Source organism: Biomaibacter acetigenes (genome assembly GCF_003691585.1).
GTDB classification, from domain to species: Bacteria; Bacillota; Thermosediminibacteria; order Thermosediminibacterales; family Tepidanaerobacteraceae; genus Biomaibacter; species Biomaibacter acetigenes.
Genome location: NZ_CP033169.1, coordinates 1,215,413 through 1,232,159, shown reverse-complemented (window position 1 = coordinate 1,232,159; position 16,747 = coordinate 1,215,413). Strand labels below are relative to the sequence as shown.

Genomic DNA, 16,747 nt, shown 5'->3' with positions numbered 1-16,747 from the left:
GAACTTGCCCGCTGAGGGCAAGTTCTTTCGCAGTCGTCATAGCCCAAGGCTTTTCACCAGGTCGGCCATGGTATAGTATCCGGGAGATTGTGTGACGATAAACCTTGCGGCTCGCAATGCTCCCGCTGCCAGGACTTTTCGCGACGTGACGGTATGAGAAAGCTCTATGGTCTCATCTTCGCCGCCGAATATCACGCGGTGTTCTCCTACCAGATTTCCTGCCCTGATGGAATGAATGCCTATCTCGTTTTTCTCCCGCTTTTTGCTCTTATCTGCCCGTCCCAGTATAAATTCAGCATCTTTTCTTACTTCTTTAATAGCATCGGCAATCATCAAAGATGTGCCGCTGGGTGCATCGATCTTCTGGTTGTGGTGTCTTTCCACTATCTCTATGTCGCTGTCGGTAAGCACTTTTGCCGCCTGGCGGGCCAGGGTAATAAGAAGAAATACCCCCAGGGACATGTTGTGGGAAACAAATACGGGAATACTTTCAGAGGCATTTTCAAGCATCCTCTTGTGTTCTTCGGTTAGCCCTGTAGTGCCGACCACTATAGGGGTTTTCTTTTCCGATGCAAATCTTAAAAGATCATTCAGTGCTTTAGGGTTGGAAAAATCCACGATAACATCTGCTTTTTCTGTAATGTTGAAAACACTATCATAAATGAGAAAGTCTCCTTCTCCTCCGGTAATGTCAACCCCTGCTACAATTTTTAAATCATTATATCCTCCGGCCATCTCTGCGATAGTCCTTCCCATTTTACCTTTTGCCCCGCTAAGGATTATTTCCAGCATATGTACCCCTCCAAAAACTATTTAAACATATATTATTCTATAAAAAATTAAGTGTTCCTCTTTACACAAAAATTTTTAACATGACACTAAATCCTGTAGATATAAAAAGATCCTGGCAGGTCTTGAATACTTGGATGACGGGACCAGGATCGTAGATTTGGACCTTATATGGAAAGATGAAAAGGTGGATTGGCCACAGTTACTGGATAAAGATACGCGCGGTTTTACTAAAATTCAAGTTTCAAATATTCATAGAAAAAAATACTGGAAAAGTTGAGCCTCCAGGACAGGAAAAAGATGCTGGCCCTGGAAAGTGAAATCTTAAAATCCCTTTATTAATTACTACTTTATTATATAGTAACACGCTTCCAGTTCATCGTTATCGGCTTTTGGAAGTCTTACCCTTAACTCATCTATGGCTTCATCGTTTATACCCATGAAACTATCACCCAGTATTCTGGCACAGACGGTGCGGCTGGCATGGGAACTCTTGTGACGGCTAACAAAATCTAGGATTTCCTGGATTTGCTTTTCCCTTTCCAAAAAAACACCTCCTAAAATAGCGTGAGGAAGGTTTTGTATCCTTCCTCTTTATTTTTCGCTCCGGGAAAGTTTTTTATTCTACAACACTTTTTTGTAATTCTGCGACACGCACGTCAATTAATCCATATTGATTCTCCGGCGTCTTCTCGTGCCTTACCTCCTGTATTTAAGCGACACATCACCGCTCAAGACCCTCTCAAACTTGCCATCGGTCTTTTTTACTATAAGTGCTCCCTGTTCATCTATGTCTTCTGCGATTCCGGTAAAGCTCCCGTCCCTTGTGACGATCTCCACCGGCTTTCCAAGATTGCAGCAAAGTTTCCTCCATTCATTAAGAACAGGTTCAAACCCCCGGGCCATGGCGGTCTTATAATGATATTCCAGCCTTTCCAGAAAACCCGCCAGAATCTGGATACGATCAACGGCATTTCCTGCTGCAATTTTTAAGGAGATAGCGGTATCTTTTATCTCGTCGGGGAAAATATCGTTATTTACATTAATTCCCGTCCCTATGACCACATAATTTACTACATCAGTTTCGGCACTCATTTCGGTGAGGATGCCGCAGACCTTTTTGCCATCGATAAGCACATCATTGGGCCATTTTATGCCGGCAGATATACCGATTTTTTCAGTTATGGCTTCGGTTACCGCTACTGCCGTGAGCATTGTAAGTTTCGGGGCTTCCGAGGGCATTATTTGTGGTTTCAATACAATGGAAACCCATATTCCTGTCCCCCTGGGTGATGTCCATACCCTCCCCATGCGCCCCTTGCCTCTTGTTTGTTCCTCGGCGATGATGAGAGTGCCATGCGAAGCACCTTCCTGAGCGAGTCTTTTTGCTTCGCTGTTAGTGGAACCGATGGTGGAATAATAATAGATCCTGTCGCCCAGAAATGAAAGTTCCGCTTTTGACCAGATTTCCTCGGGAAACAGCAGGTCCGGCGATTTAAAAATGCGGTATCCTAGACGCGTAGACGATTCCATCTCATATCCCATCTCCCGCAGATGGTTTACCTGTTTCCAAATAGCCGAACGGCTCACACCGAATTTCCGGCTTATCTCTTCTCCGGAAATATAACCACCTCTGGCAGCCAGCATCATCATGAGGAGCCTGTCAGGGTTTTTCTTATCACGGACTATTGCAATGCTTTTGTCTGCAGACATGATCATCCTCCGTTGATTTTATATCATCATTATTATAATGCTTTCTTTGATAGGGGGCAAGGCACAACCAATGAATCATTTACCTCCGTTTCCACAAATTGTCCGTCGCTTGCAACTACTATCTATGTTAACATATGTTATGTAAACTATTATTCCATTTATGGGAGGGTTAAAGTTGTTTAAAAAGTTAAGTTTAATATTGGTCTTAGTAATTGTTTTAGGTGTTGTTTTTTCGGGATTTGCCGCTGCTTCCCAGAAAGATACACAGAATAGCATCAAATCCCGAATCATGACGGACATCCTGAAAGACAACGACAAGACGGATTTTATCACATGGAAACAATTGAGTTCAATGTTTGCAGATTATTCAAAAAACCGCCTGCAGTCGGACTATATCGTTGACTATGATGTAATTGTCAAAGATTTTACCGGCGACGGAAAAATCGATGTCGGCATCATCTCTAACAATGACAGGGGACAAAAGTATCTGGACATTTACACATTTTACGGCAACAATGCTTACCGTATTTTCTCCGGCAAGGGAAAATTCATAAAGATAAACAAGTATTCCTTTGATATTACCAATATAGGTTATGATGGTCGCTACTACCACGAAACATATACCTATCAGTGGTCGAAGGTTTACTGGAAATTCTTGAGGATTGGCTATGCCAGGACTTACATTAAAAGTGGAGATTATGACAAATCGGTATATGATGATGAGAGGATAGTCACAGTAAAAGCACTACTTTCGGCAAGAATGAATGGCAACTATGACCTGGCTGAAAAATATCTTTCCAAGTCCTATAGGGAAAAACTCGGGAATGACGGTATAGCGTCTGTAATACCTTACGGATGGGTTAGCGCTGTGGATATTTTCGAATCTCAACGCGGCGACTGGGTGGTAGTCGTCATGAAAGATCGGTGGAACCAAAGCCGGGTCTTCAAATTCGTTCCGGTACCTGAAAAGGACAATTACGGCAACTACAAGATAGACAACATTATTGAGATACCAGAAGCAAGATAGTAAAAATAAAATAGTATCTGTATCAAAACGGCGCGTGGCTATTTGCAAGCGAGGGAACCACGCGCCAAAAAAATGTTGATTATTTATTTACCTTCGATTACATCATCGCCATAATACCTCGGCGAACTTTTTTCATTGCCCAGATAGTGAAGGCTGGCATATATGTTTATGGTGTGGGCATTTCTGTTGTGCTGTATTTTCACATTCTGCGGTATACCATCATCCTGATGGTAGTTAAGATACTGCTTCAGTATGTCCATTGCATTGTCTTCACTGATATTTTCATAGAATGTCTCATATGTCTCTTCAGGTATTTCCAGTATTATATTGTGGAGCCCCCCTTTTACACTACGGGTTTCCCGAATGGAATTGAGCATATTATCCCCGCCTTTTATTTTTCAACCTTTTTCCTCGGTTTCTTTTCCCTTGCCGGTCAGGTTGTTGGGAGGTGTTTTAAGAGGATTTTTTCTGGCAAATTCTTCGGATAACTCGTAGTTTTCCGGACGCTCATCATCCACCAGGTCACCTTTGAATCTCATCTTCTGCATTTGAGGAATGAGCTTGTTTTTCTCCCTTCCCCTCGGCATTCTTATTTTGGTCATGACATATTCCTCCTGACATTTTATTTTCAGGAGTATTATTTCCCTAACTTAAATAATTTAAAATATATCGGATTAATTTAAAATAATTAAATCTGAACTCTTTATGGTTATAGTTCTGGCGTTAAACTCCAAAAGAATATCTTTCCTCATTTTGTTCAACGCTCTGCTCTACGTAAAAACTCCAAAATCAGTTCTTTTTTCAACAGTGGAAGGGCAAAAAGCTGCTGAAGTAGCATCAGAAGTTCTAGCAGAAGAATAAGATGTCGAGACAGATTGGTTAATCTTTCTAGTGCTTTTAACCTTTTTGAAGGCGGCAGAGAAGGTACGGGTATAGTATTTTATGCAACTCGGAAAGATCTAAAAGAATCCATTTTGATACCATATACTATTGATATTCCAGAGAAAATCATTATCGATGGAAAAATAATCGAAATGAACTCTATCGATAAAATAATTGAAAAAACTATCGATGTTGTCAGCTTCATTCTCTAATATCTCCTGAATAAAACGGTTAAGACCGGCTAAAAACCGGTCTTGATTTTATTTTTATCTGTTCGGAAAAATACATATCAAATTCATCTTTATATTCCTTCATATAACTTCGCGCCCCTCCTGTGATTTTTGGGATTCCAACAATTTCTTTAATGTGTTTTTTGCTCTATGAAATCTGCTTTTAACTGCCGCTGCAGAAATACCCAAAACTTCTCCTATGTCTTTAAATGGGAGGTCATAATAGTATCTTAATATTACAACTTGACGGTAGGATAAATTCAGCTTATTTAAAGCATTGATTATCTTCAGCTTATTTTCTTTATCAAGAATTAAGTCTAACGGATCTTCAAAAGAATATTTTTGCTGTAAATTATCTATTTGGTCCGAGGGATATATTCTGGAATTTTTTCTTATCATATCGATAGCTTTATTCGAAGCTATAACGGCAACCCAGGCATGAAATTTTTTTATATCTTTTAATCTGTCAAAGTTATTGAATGCCGCAATAAAAGCTTCCTGGACGGCATCTTCGGTGATGGAATCGTTGTACGGTCGCTGCTATTAAACCTATGTGCATGGGGTGGTTTTACCGCCCCGTGGTCCCGGAAATCTTGAAAGGGCCAATTAAAAAGAAGAAAGGTTTTGTATAACCTTTCTTCAAAAAGAAAAGTAACTACAGTAGAGATTATATGCCAGGACAGTAACTTTGTAAAGTAAAAATAAAAGGAGGTCATTGATAATGAAAAAATTTGATGAGGATTACGACTCCTCACTAAGTGTAAAATCTGCAATAACAGTTAATTATGATCATTATTATTGGGATGGTGATATTGAATATGATTTTTATGATATAATTAAATCGGGTGGGAAAGTTGTACAGATAGATGATTCACAAGTACATGTATCAAGTTTGGAAGTTTGGGCCAGTAATTATGGTAGAAGATATAGTGATCCTAACCCTGATACCTATATTCGATAGTGATAATCTTGTTGCTATTATCAATGAAATCCGAAAAAAAGGAAAAATAAATCCACCACTTCGAGTCTTATAATTCTACAAAAGTAGAGATAATCCTGCAAAAGTAGATGTCAAAATGCCTGACTTGTACTTTTGCGGTTATAGATACACTCTATTTGATCATACACCCGAACCTTGAAAACACAGTATGGAATGTAAATGCCGTTAAAGTAGCCTCGCAACAAGGCTATTAAAAAAGCCCTCACGGTCATGAGGACTTTTTATTAACATAATTAATATAATTATATGCGGGTTTACGCGCCCCTCGCCCTTGCCCTTGCTCTTTCCTGCCTGGAAAGAATGGTTTTGCGCATTCGGATGTTTTTCGGAGTCACTTCCACCAGTTCGTCATCCTTTATGAATTCCAGGCATTTTTCCAGGGTCATTTCCCTGGGCGGAGTAAGCCTCAAGGCCTCATCAGCGGTGGATGATCGCAGATTTGTCACATGCTTTTTCTTGCATACATTTATGTCAAGGTCGCCGGGCCGGGAATTTTCTCCCACTATCATTCCTTCATATACTCTCACTCCGGGCCCGATAAATAAGGTCCCCCGGTCCTGTGCATTATATAGGCCGTAAGTGTTGGATTCTCCGCTTTCAAAAGCTACCAGTGCTCCACGGCTTCTGGTAGGGATTTCTCCTTTATAAGGAGTATAACCTGAAAAAACGGCGTTTAATATACCTTCTCCCTTGGTATCTGTCATGAATTCCGAGCGGTAGCCCAGAAGCCCACGGGTGGGTATCTCAAATTCCAACCTCAATGCGCCGTTACCCATGTTCTCCATATTTGTGAGCTGTCCCCGGCGGGCGCCCATTTTTTCCATAACCACACCCATATACTCTTCCGGAATATCTATGACCACCGATTCCATAGGTTCCATCTTTTTGCCGTTTACCTCTTTTATAATAACCATGGGCCTGGATACCTGAAATTCATATCCTTCCCGGCGCATGGTCTCTATCAGCACTGAAAGGTGCAGTTCACCGCGGCCGGAAACCTTGAAGCTGTCAGGGCTGTCCGTTTCTTCCACGCGAAGGCTCACATTACTTTTGGCCTCCTTGAACAGCCTTTCCCTTAAATGCCTGGAAGTGACATACTGCCCTTCCTGGCCTGCGAAGGGGCTGTTGTTGACACTGAATATCATGGAAAGGGTCGGCTCATCTATATTAACATATGGCACCGGCTCGGGATTTTCCGCATCGGCTATAGTTTCACCTATGTCTATATCCTGGATGCCCGTCACTGCTACAATATCGCCTATGGTAGCTTCTCTGGCTTCCTCCCTTTTCAAGCCCATGAATTCATAAAGATTGCTCACTTTTGTCATTGAAATACTGCCGTCTTTTTTGCAGATGGCATATTCCTTTCCCGAAACAATGGTGCCCCGGAACACCCTTCCTATGGCAATCCTTCCCACGTAATCATCGTAATCCAGAGTGGTGATAAGTACCTGCACTGGAGCCTCCGGGTCTCCCGCTGGAGCCGGGATGTGGTTGACTATGGTGTCGAATAGGGGCTTTAAATTATCCGAGGGCTCGTCCATAGAATATTTGGCAATGCCGTCTTTGGCCGATGCATAAACCACCGGAAAATCTATCTGGGAATCGTCGGCCCCCAGTTCTATGAAGAGTTCCAGAACTTCGTCTTCTACCTGTTTCACCCGGGCATCGGGGCGGTCGATTTTATTTATGACCACTATGGCCGGTAAATCCAGTGCCAGGGCCTTTTTCAGCACAAAGCGGGTCTGGGGCATGGGGCCTTCAAAGGCATCTACCAGCAAGAGAACACCGTCCACCATCTTCAATACCCGCTCCACTTCACCGCCAAAATCAGCGTGGCCTGGAGTATCCACGATGTTTATCTTTATGCCGTTATAGGTAATGGCAGTGTTTTTGGCCAGGATAGTAATGCCCCGCTCCCTTTCCAGGGCGTTGGAATCCAGAACCCTTTCTTCCACCTTTTGGTTCTGTCGAAAAATTCCGCTCTGTTTTAACATGCCGTCTACCAGAGTAGTCTTGCCATGGTCCACGTGGGCTATGATGGCGACGTTTCTTATATCGTCTCTCTTGGATATCATTAATACCTCTCCTAGCTTATTCTAAACGTAAAAATAAAGTTTTCCGTCTATTATGTCGGTGTTTATGGATTGTTTTTCCAAAAGATATGTCAAAAATGCGCTCACCGAAGTCAGGGTGATAAAATATTGAGGCACATTCATTATTATATTATACCGCTTTATTACGAGTTCTGCCAGGTCCTCCCGTGTCAGAGGCTGGGCCAAATATTCCAGGATCATGTTGATGTTGTCGTTTAAGTTGTCGATATTTTTTTGTATAAGGGCTTTCGGGTCATCTATGAGTTTTTCGCTGTGGGAAATAATATAATAATCGTAGTTTGAAGCCATCAAAAATTCAAGGGTCTTGAACTGTTCCAGAATGTCAAACAGAAACGGAAACGGGTATTTTTCAAGCTTTTCCTCACTGAAAAAGGCATCTCCGCAAAAGATTACATTATCTTCCGTAACGACACCTATTTGATCCAGAGTATGGCCTTTGAGAGGAACTATTTCAAACTTCTTATCCCCCAGCTCTACCGTCCCTGCCGAAAGCTCTATATCTACCGGAGTTTCTCTGGCTTTTACAACTTTTGCCGATAGGCCCTGCATGGGGCTTGCACCGTAAAAAACTGTACCTTCCAGAGAGTTGTTTTCCATAAAGAGTTTTTCAACCCTGGAAGCGGCTATGAGGGTCCCTGTGTGATTTTCCTTTATATAATCGTCGGCGCCGAAATGGTCGGGATGTGCATGGGTGTTTACTATATATTTAACCTTTAATTTTTCTTTATCCAGCGTCTCCAGGATCTTTTTGCCCACCGTATTGTCTATACCGGTATCTATGAGGGTGCAAAACCCGTTTTTATATCTGTAAACTCCTACATTGGTGGCGCCGGGAATATAATTGGTATGACCTCTGAGTTTTATTAGTTCCATAGTGGATTCCTCCGGAATTGGTTTTGTATTAAGCTTGTTTAGAAATTTACTCATCTATTATACAAAAATTGTACAAAAAAAATCAATCAATGACAATAATATTGATAAGAAGTTAAGTCAAGATGTGGATGAATTTTAATAAATAAAAATTCACTACCCTATAAATTGCTACATTTTTCAGGGTAGTGACTTATTATCAGATTTTGTACCATTCGATGAAATCCTTATTTTTATCCATGACCGTAATTTCGACGTTCGGCTTGAGCCGCGGTTATATCGCCAGCAATAGCTTCCATGTTTCTTACCTCCAAAAGTTTACACCCGAATCATAATTTTATCCGAGCATCCGCCATGCACGTAAATCTAACTGCAGCAACTGCCCGTCTTTCCGCTCACCGCTTCGTAGAGTTTTTTCTTCCAGTAGTCACATTTCTCCCTCATATCTTTTACAAGCCTTAAATCCTGTTCGGTATGAAATCCTTCTTCCACCTTGCTTTCGGCGGTCTTGATCCCTTCTTCAAATGTGTCGAGGGCTTTTTTGAATAATTGTTCTGCAAAGACAGCTCTTTCCTTCTCATGGGGCCATTGAGATTTTTTGGAGTCCCTTATAACGGCTTTTAACATGTCGAAAAACTTCTCGCCTTCGGTGTAAAGGTTGATGCTAAATTCTAGATTCCCGAACATTTTTATAACCCCCCGGCATGTGATATATTTAATAATTCCACAAAAGATTGAAAATTCCTGCCCGGGTCGTCAAAAACCAGGAAGTGAGTTTATACCACCGCGCTGAGGCCTGCCAGGGCTACTATGAGCATCCATAGGTTTCTGTCCGGAGGGATTGTATGGAAAATGGGCTGGAAAAAGGGCACATATATTACCATAAGGAGCATTCCTGCGGAAAGTAATGCTGCCAGGGTTAGATATATGTTTGAAAAGGGGTTCTGCTCCCATATCCCGCGCCTTTCGGTCCTGCACTCGAACACAAAAATGAGCTGCGCCAGTACCAGGGTGCTGAAAGATGCTGTCCTTGACAGGATGAGATCCCCCTTGCTGTAAAGTCCTGTCAGAATGAAAGCAGCTACCGTGGCAACACTTATTAATACCCCCCTGTATATTATTCTTTTTGCAAGGCCACCGGAAAATACATTTTCACCCTTGCTCCTGGGCTTTCGGTTCATTACATCCCTTTCGGGAGGGTCCATACCCAGGGCCATGGCCGGGAGCCCGTCGGTCACCAGGTTCATCCACAGGATCTGTATGGGCAATAACGGCAGGGGTAAGCCCAGAGCCGATGTCCATATCATGGTAAGAACCTCTCCTATGTTGCAGGATAGGAGATAGCGGATGAATTTCCTTATATTATCATATATAATTCTGCCCTCTTCCACCGCTGCCACTATGCTGGCAAAATTGTCATCCAATAGAATCATGGAAGATGCCTCTTTTGTTACATCGGTGCCGCTTATGCCCATAGATACACCAATATCGGCCTCCTTGACAGCAGGAGCGTCGTTTACCCCATCCCCTGTCATGGCCACCACATGACCTTTTTTCTTCAAAGCTTTTACTATCTTAAGCTTGTGCCGGGGGGTCACCCGCGCATATACGGCTACATCATCCACGCATTTTGTAAATTCCGGCTCGCTCATGTCATCCAGTTCCCGACCGGTGAGAATTTTACTGTCCTTTGTTATCATCTTGAGTTCCCTGGCAACAGCCCAGGCCGTAGCCTTATGGTCACCGGTTATCATCACCGGACGGATACCAGCGGAAAAACACTTCTGCACAGCCTCTATTGCTTCAGGCCTCGGCGGGTCTATCATGCCCATGAGCCCTAAAAAAACGAGGCCATGCTCCGGGTCTTTATCATCCATCTCCTGTATGGTTAATTTTTTATATGCAAAGGCCAGCACCCTGAGGGCTTCCCTTCCCATATCCTCATTGATGGTGAGTATTTCATCCTCATCTTTTTTAAATAATTGCCGCACCTGACCATCTTTTTCTATCCGGGTGCACAGAGATAAAACAACATCCGGCGCACCCTTTGAGAATAGAAAGATCTCACCCCTGTGGTTCTTAACCACCACCGACATTCTTTTTCTATTGGAGTCGAAGGGTATTTCCCTAATCCTCCGGTAAGTGCTGTCTACATTTTCTTTTTGTACCCCGCCTTTTAAGGCGGCTACAAGTATGGCCACTTCCGTGGGGTCTCCGGAGGGCGCAAGCTCTCTGGTTTTAATAAAATCGCCAAAGAGCCCGCCTTTTTGACGTGAAATCACCGCATTGTTACAGGAGGCTCCGATTTCCAGCAAGCGTTTGAGTTCACCCTCAGGTTTTTTGAAAAGCCTGCCCTCGGAAGAAATGAAATCCCCTTCGGAATTATAGCCAGTGCCGGTAACCATTAAAGTCTTGCCGTTTATATAGATTTTCCTTACGGTCATCCGGTTCTCCGTTAAAGTGCCGGTTTTGTCGCTGCAGATGACCGTGGCACACCCCAGGGTCTCTACCGCCGGAAGTTTTCTTATAACGGCATTTTTTCTTATCATTCTCTGGACTCCAAGGGTCAAGACGACCGTTACAATGGCCGGAAGGCCTTCGGGGATGGCAGCCACGGCAAGGCTGACCCCGAAAAGGAACATATCATAGGCCTTTTCCCCCCGGATGATGCCGAGGATAGATACCGTGGCGCATATGAAAAGGCTGGCGGTCACCAGCTGCTTTCCCAGTACATCCAGGCGCTGCTGCAGTGGTGTCTCTTCATCTTCTATCTTGCCCATCATGCCAGCAATCTTGCCCATCTCGGTGCCCATGCCGGTTTCGGTCACCAGCATCCTGCCGCGGCCTGAGACCACCAGGGTGCCCATAAATGCAAGGTTTCTCCTGTGTATCTTCATCTCGGCTTCTTCCCCTGGCTTTGTGGACTTTTCCACCGGCACCGATTCTCCTGTGAGAATGGATTCATCTATAGAAAACCCCTCAGCTTCAATGAGCTCTCCATCGGCAGGCACCCGATCCCCGCTTTCCAGGAGTACTATATCCCCCGGAACAACATCCTTAGCCGGAACCACTTTGATTTCCCCATCCCTCAAAACCTTTGCCGTAGGTGCTGCCAGTTCCCTTAAGGCCTGAAGGGATTTTTCGGTCCTGTATTCCTGGATAAAACCCAGGAAGCCATTAATGATGACGATGGCGGTGATGGCTATGGCATCCGCCACCTCTCCGAGATACGCGGATATAGCCATGGCCCCTATGAGGACAAGGGTTATGAAATCCGTAAACTGAGCTATGAAAATTGAAAGGGGTGATATCTTTTTGACTTCCTGAATCTGGTTTTCTCCGAAGAGCTTTTTCTTCAAAGGTATTTCCCGGCTGGACAATCCTTTATGAAGGTCCGTGCCAAAGTATTCCATAAAAAAATCCCCTCCGCCCGGTTTGTATTACACTTAATTACTTATGCCCGGTTTCTGGGGATTATGTCTAAAACATCAGTTTCAATTATGAAATCATTTGTATCCCAGGGCTTCCAGGAGTCCTTGTAAGCTGCCCGCCTAGGTTGTATTTTTATAATTATTTTGGTCTTATATATCCAAAAAAGTTTATATGTAATATAATATATCTATCATCCTTGGGGTATATATCAAACTTGTTCAATTGGAGGGTCTGCCGTGAATCTTTCATCAATTTTTATTACCGCCTTTCTTGTAGGATTATCCGGAGCCATGATGCCAGGACCTCTAGTCACCATAGCCCTCAATGAGTCGCTAAAAAGTGGCCTTGGAGCCAATCTACTGGTGTCATCAGGCCACGCCCTCATGGAAGCCCTTCTGGTACTGGTGCTGGCTTTAGGCCTAGGAAGTATGCTTAACCAACCTTTTATTATGGGATTTATTGGCATCATAGGCTCCCTTTTTCTTTTCAAAATGACCTTTGATATGATCCGGGATGTACACCTGGGTAAAATAAGCCTTGATATGAAAGCATCCCCCGGTTCATCCCGCAACTTCGGCCCTGGCCTTTCGGGGATTTTTGCCACCATCTCCAACCCTTACTGGTTTCTGTGGTGGGTGACCATCGGGTCAAATTATGTGGCTCTCTCATTAAAAAATGGCATGGCCGGAATTTTATCTTTTTATTTCGGCCATATCCTCTCGGACTTCTCCTGGCTTTTCATAGTCGGCATAATGGTAGTTACCGGAAAAAAATTCATAAGCGATACGGTATACCGTAGTCTGATATTAATAATGGGCGTCTTTTTGGGGATATTGTCAATGTATTTCCTGTACTCAGGGATAAAATTCCTGTCCTGACTTTACTTCCGGCAGGTTTCCACGAGCTGCTTTAAAAGTACCATGGTGGTGACAGAACCGACTCCCCCTGGAACGGGTGTTATGGCAGAGGCCAGTTTCTCCACTTCTTCATACAGGACGTCTCCTACCATCCTGCCATCTTTGAAGTTTATGCCCACGTCTATTACTACAGTCCCGGGGCTAACCATATCCTTTGTCACCATTTCGGCTTTTCCGGCGGCGGCTATCAAGATATCCGCCCGCTTTGCCTCTTTTGCAAGATCTCTGGTCCTGGTATGGCATATGGTGACTGTGGCATTTTGTTTTAGAAGCATCATGGAAAGCGGCCTTCCTACCACCATGCTCCTGCCGATGATGACCGCCCGCTTTCCTTCAATGGGTATTTGATAAAAATTCAATATTTCCATAACTGCCCGGGCGGTACATGGCGAAAAACCGGTATTATCGCCAGCAAAGACTTTAGCTATGTTTTTAGGGGTCATACAGTCTATGTCTTTTGCAGGGTCAATAATTTCTGCAATCCGCTTTTCATTAATCTGAGAAGGCAGGGGCTTCATGATGATGTACCCGTGAATATCCCTGTTTTCATTTAATTCCAGTATCTTTTTTTCTAAGTCATCTTGGTTTATGCCCGCCGGAAATTTAAAGATATTGCAGCCCGCTCCCAGAGTCTCGCAGCGCTTTTTTGCACTATTGGCGTAGGAAAGAGAATCTTCCTCGTCCCCCACCAGCACGATACCCAGGGTGGGAATAACACCCTTTGATTTTAATATATCAATTTCAACCGTTATATCCTGCTTCAGTTTTTGTGCCACAGCCTTGCCGCTCAGAATTTGCACCATAGAATCACCCTTTATTTTAAAATTACATGTAAAACCGACAGGTAGAATTTTATTACGCGCTGCCTGCCGCTACAAATATTATCCGACATGTTGGATAAAAGTCCTTCTGCACAGGAAAGACCACTTGCAGGAGTAAGAAGTTCATTTGTTTATATCAATTCAAATTTGATGGTTGCACCACCGAGTTGAATTTATTTTGGCAAGTTTTTCTTGTCCTTACTCCATTTTACTATATTATTCTTGTTTTTTCATCAGTTTTTATATATTTTTTATTACTGATCCGGGTTATACTTTGTTTAGTATATCCTACTACACAATTCTTCCCTTTATTCTTTGCAGCCAACAAAGCAAAATCCGCCGCTCTAATTATGTCGTTAATAGTGTAGCCATCCTCAATATTGCTTGCTACTCCCATTGAAACAGTAATATTAGGAAAAGGCGAATTATCTAAAATGCTTATACTGTGTCGAATCTTCTCGCTAATACTTATAGCATTATTTTTATTACAATCTCTTAATATAATTACTATTTCTTCTCCTCCATATCTATACACCTTATCTTTACTTCTTATATTGGACTTTATAACTTTACAAACATTTTGCAAAACAGCATCACCGACTTGGTGACCAAACTTATTGTTAAATTCTCTAAAATTATCTATGTCTACAAAAACTACTGAATATAATTCACTTTTTTCAATTCTTTTGATATCACTATCAAATGCTCTTCTATTTAATAGACCTGTTAGTTTATCAACTTTAATATTATCCCTCAAAATAATATTTTCTTCTTTTAACGAAGAATATCTTTTATAGTACTTATGCGCAATAGCATAATTAATAAAACTAAAAATAATTCCCATAAATATGCAGTGTAATAATTGTCCGTTAAATAAAGGCATAACTATCGCATGGAATATTACACCATACGCTATCCCTATCATTAGCATATATAAAAGCAGTCCAATCATTACCCTATTTTGCACTTGTTTATCACTCCTTTCTCAATATTCCATAAAGAGGCTTTGCCCAGTAGGTTTTTGAATAGCTGTTCAAATTTCGATCTTGTAGGTGTATTTTTTTATCCTTACTCTATTTTACTATATTTTTCTTCTTTGTACAACTGTTTTTTGTTATTATTTGTCACGGATTCAGGTATCTTTTTGAGTTCTTCTTCAAATTCAGGATTAGGTAAATTCCCCATCCAACTATAATGGTACCATAAAGTTGGAGACAAAAAAGGATAAAATAAGATAGAATATATTTATTGAAAAAAGAGAATCGTATCTCTTGAATAGATGGAAAGTGGAGGCTATTGAGCTGATGCCCGAATTATTCAATAAGGGGACATCGGAGATGAGAAACTAAAAGGTAAATCAAGGGCTAACGGAGAATTTGGCAGAAAAATAGTACTGGCAGAGTCGGAAGAAGGTCTTATTATCTGTAACCAAGTTGCTAATACGATAGCGTTCCGGCGGCGAAGCCACCATCGGTCTATTATATTAAACTATAGATGAGAAAAATCGGTTCCATAATTTACCATAAACAACCTTATTACAAAAAATTAGAGACAAATGCTCACTTTCGTGTTTTAATAATGTTATCAACACAACACTAAAACAGGAGTGAAGCAAATGTCTCATAAAAGAATCATATCAGAAAACTCACCAATTTTCCAGTACCTTTTGAAATTAAATTTTACACTTTACTTCACTATTCCTGTTTTACGCCATATAGTAGAATTCGTGTCTGCATCTGTACAAAAAGGCTATAATGGAACCGTTAAAGATATTGTCACCTTAAGTTTAACAAATTGCCATAGAACTACTTTTGGTAAATTCTTAAGCCAGGGCGTTTGGAATATAGAATATGCATGGAGAGCCATTAGGAGAGAAGTTGTTAGTGTTATTTACCGCTACTCCCAACATCAATCTACCCCTATATTTGCAATTTTTGATTATACTATTGCTGAAAAGACCAAGCCTTCGTCACGGGCAAAGTCTCCAATTCAAGCAACAGGTTATCATCAGTCTCATCTTAAAAGAAAAAAGGTTTGGGGGTATCAGCTTATTGCTGTGGTTCTCTCCTGTGGTGAAAGAGTACTGCCTTATTGTATTGAGCGTTACATCAAAGGTTACAAAACCAAGATAGAAAGAATTTGCGAAATTGTAGCTACCTATCCAATACCTAAAGGACCAGCTTATGGTCTTTGCGACTCTTGGTATACTAATGAAAAAGTAATTAACGCTTACTTTAAAAGGGGATATCATCTCATTGGTGCACTAAAAACAACCGTATTATTTATCCACAAGGCATTCGTATCCAGATAAAAGATTTTGCTGCAAAATATATTGAAAAGAACAATGTTCACCCCGTTACAGTGAACGGTTCTACATATCTGGTATATCGATACGAAGGGGCCTTAAATGATATAGATAATGCTGTAGTTTTACGATGCTGGCATAAAAGCGCATTTAAAAAACCTGGTGCCTTACACGCATTTTTGTGCACCGATACTGAGTTGGATACCCAGACGATCCTTGAATACTATAGCAAACGCTGGCCGATTGAGATTTTCTTCAGGCAGACGAAGAATAACCTTGGCTTGAATACTTACCGGGTACGATCTTCCAAGTCAATCGACAGGATTCTGCTTCTAATAGCGCTAACGTATTTGTTCTGTACTATGAGAACAGGTTCTTTCTGCTATCTTGGTGAAAGTCTCATCTCTATCAGGAAAGAAACCAAGAGGCACCGTGTGGAATGGATTTATCAAAGTGCTCAAAATAAGGTTCCTATTGAGGTTATTTTTGAACAGTTAAATATTGCATAGTTATTGTGGCAATGAATTACCAATATCTGTAATTAAATTTTCTCATCTATAGTATTAAATAAAAAGGAAATATGGTCTTGATGTATGCCCGTTCCACTGTGAAATTACAGGTAGATGGGTCAATCTGTCCGTTTT

16 protein-coding genes and 2 pseudogenes are annotated in these 16,747 nt (G+C 41.8%); 6 read left to right on the top strand and 12 right to left on the bottom strand.

What is annotated here, in order from left to right; all coding sequences use genetic code 11:
* Positions 1 to 36: 36 nt before the first annotated feature.
* The 3 genes from dapB to D2962_RS05900 form a co-directional block, all read right to left on the bottom strand.
* Complete coding sequence (gene dapB, locus D2962_RS05910) at positions 37 to 792, bottom strand: 4-hydroxy-tetrahydrodipicolinate reductase (RefSeq protein ID WP_120767019.1); 756 nt, start codon at positions 790 to 792, stop codon at positions 37 to 39.
* A 342-nt stretch (positions 793 to 1,134) separates the two neighbouring features.
* Positions 1,135 to 1,335: a hypothetical protein gene (locus D2962_RS05905; RefSeq protein ID WP_122014449.1), complete on the bottom strand. Its 201-nt coding sequence runs from the start codon at positions 1,333 to 1,335 to the stop codon at positions 1,135 to 1,137.
* Positions 1,336 to 1,488: 153 nt separating this feature from the next.
* Entirely contained in the window at positions 1,489 to 2,502 is a 1,014-nt protein-coding gene (locus tag D2962_RS05900; RefSeq protein WP_122014448.1) for a biotin--[acetyl-CoA-carboxylase] ligase, read from the bottom strand.
* Between the two features lie 175 nt (positions 2,503 to 2,677).
* Between D2962_RS05900 and D2962_RS05895 the strand changes: the two genes are divergently transcribed.
* A complete protein-coding gene (locus D2962_RS05895; protein ID WP_120767023.1) occupies positions 2,678 to 3,529 on the top strand; it encodes a hypothetical protein in 852 nt (283 codons plus the stop codon).
* 83 nt (positions 3,530 to 3,612) lie between these two features.
* On the opposite strand, the gene D2962_RS05890 is transcribed toward D2962_RS05895, so the two are convergent.
* Together D2962_RS05890 and D2962_RS05885 are read right to left on the bottom strand one after the other, a co-directional pair.
* Positions 3,613 to 3,906, bottom strand: coding sequence for a hypothetical protein (locus D2962_RS05890; protein WP_122014447.1), 294 nt, complete (start codon positions 3,904 to 3,906; stop codon positions 3,613 to 3,615).
* Positions 3,907 to 3,927: 21 nt separating this feature from the next.
* Positions 3,928 to 4,131, bottom strand: a complete 204-nt coding sequence (locus D2962_RS05885) for a hypothetical protein (protein ID WP_120767025.1) — start codon at positions 4,129 to 4,131, stop codon at positions 3,928 to 3,930.
* A gap of 273 nt (positions 4,132 to 4,404) precedes the next feature.
* Between D2962_RS05885 and D2962_RS05880 the strand changes: the two genes are divergently transcribed.
* On the top strand, positions 4,405 to 4,623 hold the full coding sequence (locus D2962_RS05880) for a hypothetical protein (protein WP_120767026.1): 219 nt from the start codon (positions 4,405 to 4,407) through the stop codon (positions 4,621 to 4,623).
* Between the two features lie 99 nt (positions 4,624 to 4,722).
* Here the strand turns inward: D2962_RS05880 and D2962_RS05875 are convergent, their stop codons facing one another.
* Positions 4,723 to 5,160: an RNA polymerase sigma factor gene (locus D2962_RS05875; protein ID WP_122014446.1), complete on the bottom strand. Its 438-nt coding sequence runs from the start codon at positions 5,158 to 5,160 to the stop codon at positions 4,723 to 4,725.
* Between the two features lie 20 nt (positions 5,161 to 5,180).
* On the opposite strand from D2962_RS05875, the pseudogene D2962_RS19850 reads away from it, so the two are divergent.
* Positions 5,181 to 5,273, top strand: a pseudogene (locus D2962_RS19850) (AgrD family cyclic lactone autoinducer peptide); the annotation flags it as partial.
* Between the two features lie 89 nt (positions 5,274 to 5,362).
* A complete protein-coding gene (locus D2962_RS05865) occupies positions 5,363 to 5,602 on the top strand; it encodes a hypothetical protein (RefSeq protein ID WP_122014444.1) in 240 nt (79 codons plus the stop codon).
* Positions 5,603 to 5,895: 293 nt separating this feature from the next.
* Here the strand turns inward: D2962_RS05865 and typA are convergent, their stop codons facing one another.
* From typA to D2962_RS05845, 4 genes are all read right to left on the bottom strand, one after another.
* Complete coding sequence (gene typA / locus D2962_RS05860; RefSeq protein ID WP_122014443.1) at positions 5,896 to 7,719, bottom strand: translational GTPase TypA; 1,824 nt, start codon at positions 7,717 to 7,719, stop codon at positions 5,896 to 5,898.
* A 21-nt stretch (positions 7,720 to 7,740) separates the two neighbouring features.
* Positions 7,741 to 8,631 carry an MBL fold metallo-hydrolase gene (locus tag D2962_RS05855; RefSeq protein WP_120768622.1) on the bottom strand — a complete coding sequence of 297 codons (891 nt, stop codon included), beginning with the start codon at positions 8,629 to 8,631 and terminating at the stop codon, positions 7,741 to 7,743.
* A gap of 363 nt (positions 8,632 to 8,994) precedes the next feature.
* Entirely contained in the window at positions 8,995 to 9,315 is a 321-nt protein-coding gene (locus D2962_RS05850; RefSeq protein ID WP_120768624.1) for a hypothetical protein, read from the bottom strand.
* Positions 9,316 to 9,404: 89 nt separating this feature from the next.
* Positions 9,405 to 12,041, bottom strand: coding sequence for a cation-translocating P-type ATPase (locus D2962_RS05845; RefSeq protein WP_122014442.1), 2,637 nt, complete (start codon positions 12,039 to 12,041; stop codon positions 9,405 to 9,407).
* Positions 12,042 to 12,296: 255 nt separating this feature from the next.
* Here D2962_RS05845 and D2962_RS05840 point away from each other — a divergent pair, with 255 nt between their 5' ends.
* The gene (locus D2962_RS05840; protein ID WP_122014441.1) at positions 12,297 to 12,938 is read left to right on the top strand and encodes a LysE family transporter; all 642 of its coding nucleotides are present in this window, start codon (positions 12,297 to 12,299) and stop codon (positions 12,936 to 12,938) included.
* A gap of 2 nt (positions 12,939 to 12,940) precedes the next feature.
* Here D2962_RS05840 and D2962_RS05835 read toward each other — a convergent pair whose 3' ends face one another.
* Both D2962_RS05835 and D2962_RS05830 read right to left on the bottom strand, forming a co-directional pair.
* On the bottom strand, positions 12,941 to 13,780 hold the full coding sequence (locus D2962_RS05835) for a bifunctional 5,10-methylenetetrahydrofolate dehydrogenase/5,10-methenyltetrahydrofolate cyclohydrolase (RefSeq protein ID WP_122014440.1): 840 nt from the start codon (positions 13,778 to 13,780) through the stop codon (positions 12,941 to 12,943).
* Between the two features lie 229 nt (positions 13,781 to 14,009).
* Positions 14,010 to 14,765 carry a GGDEF domain-containing protein gene (locus tag D2962_RS05830; protein WP_122014439.1) on the bottom strand — a complete coding sequence of 252 codons (756 nt, stop codon included), beginning with the start codon at positions 14,763 to 14,765 and terminating at the stop codon, positions 14,010 to 14,012.
* Between the two features lie 648 nt (positions 14,766 to 15,413).
* Between D2962_RS05830 and D2962_RS05825 the strand changes: the two are divergent.
* A pseudogene (locus tag D2962_RS05825) lies at positions 15,414 to 16,612 on the top strand (IS701 family transposase).
* Positions 16,613 to 16,747: the final 135 nt, after the last annotated feature.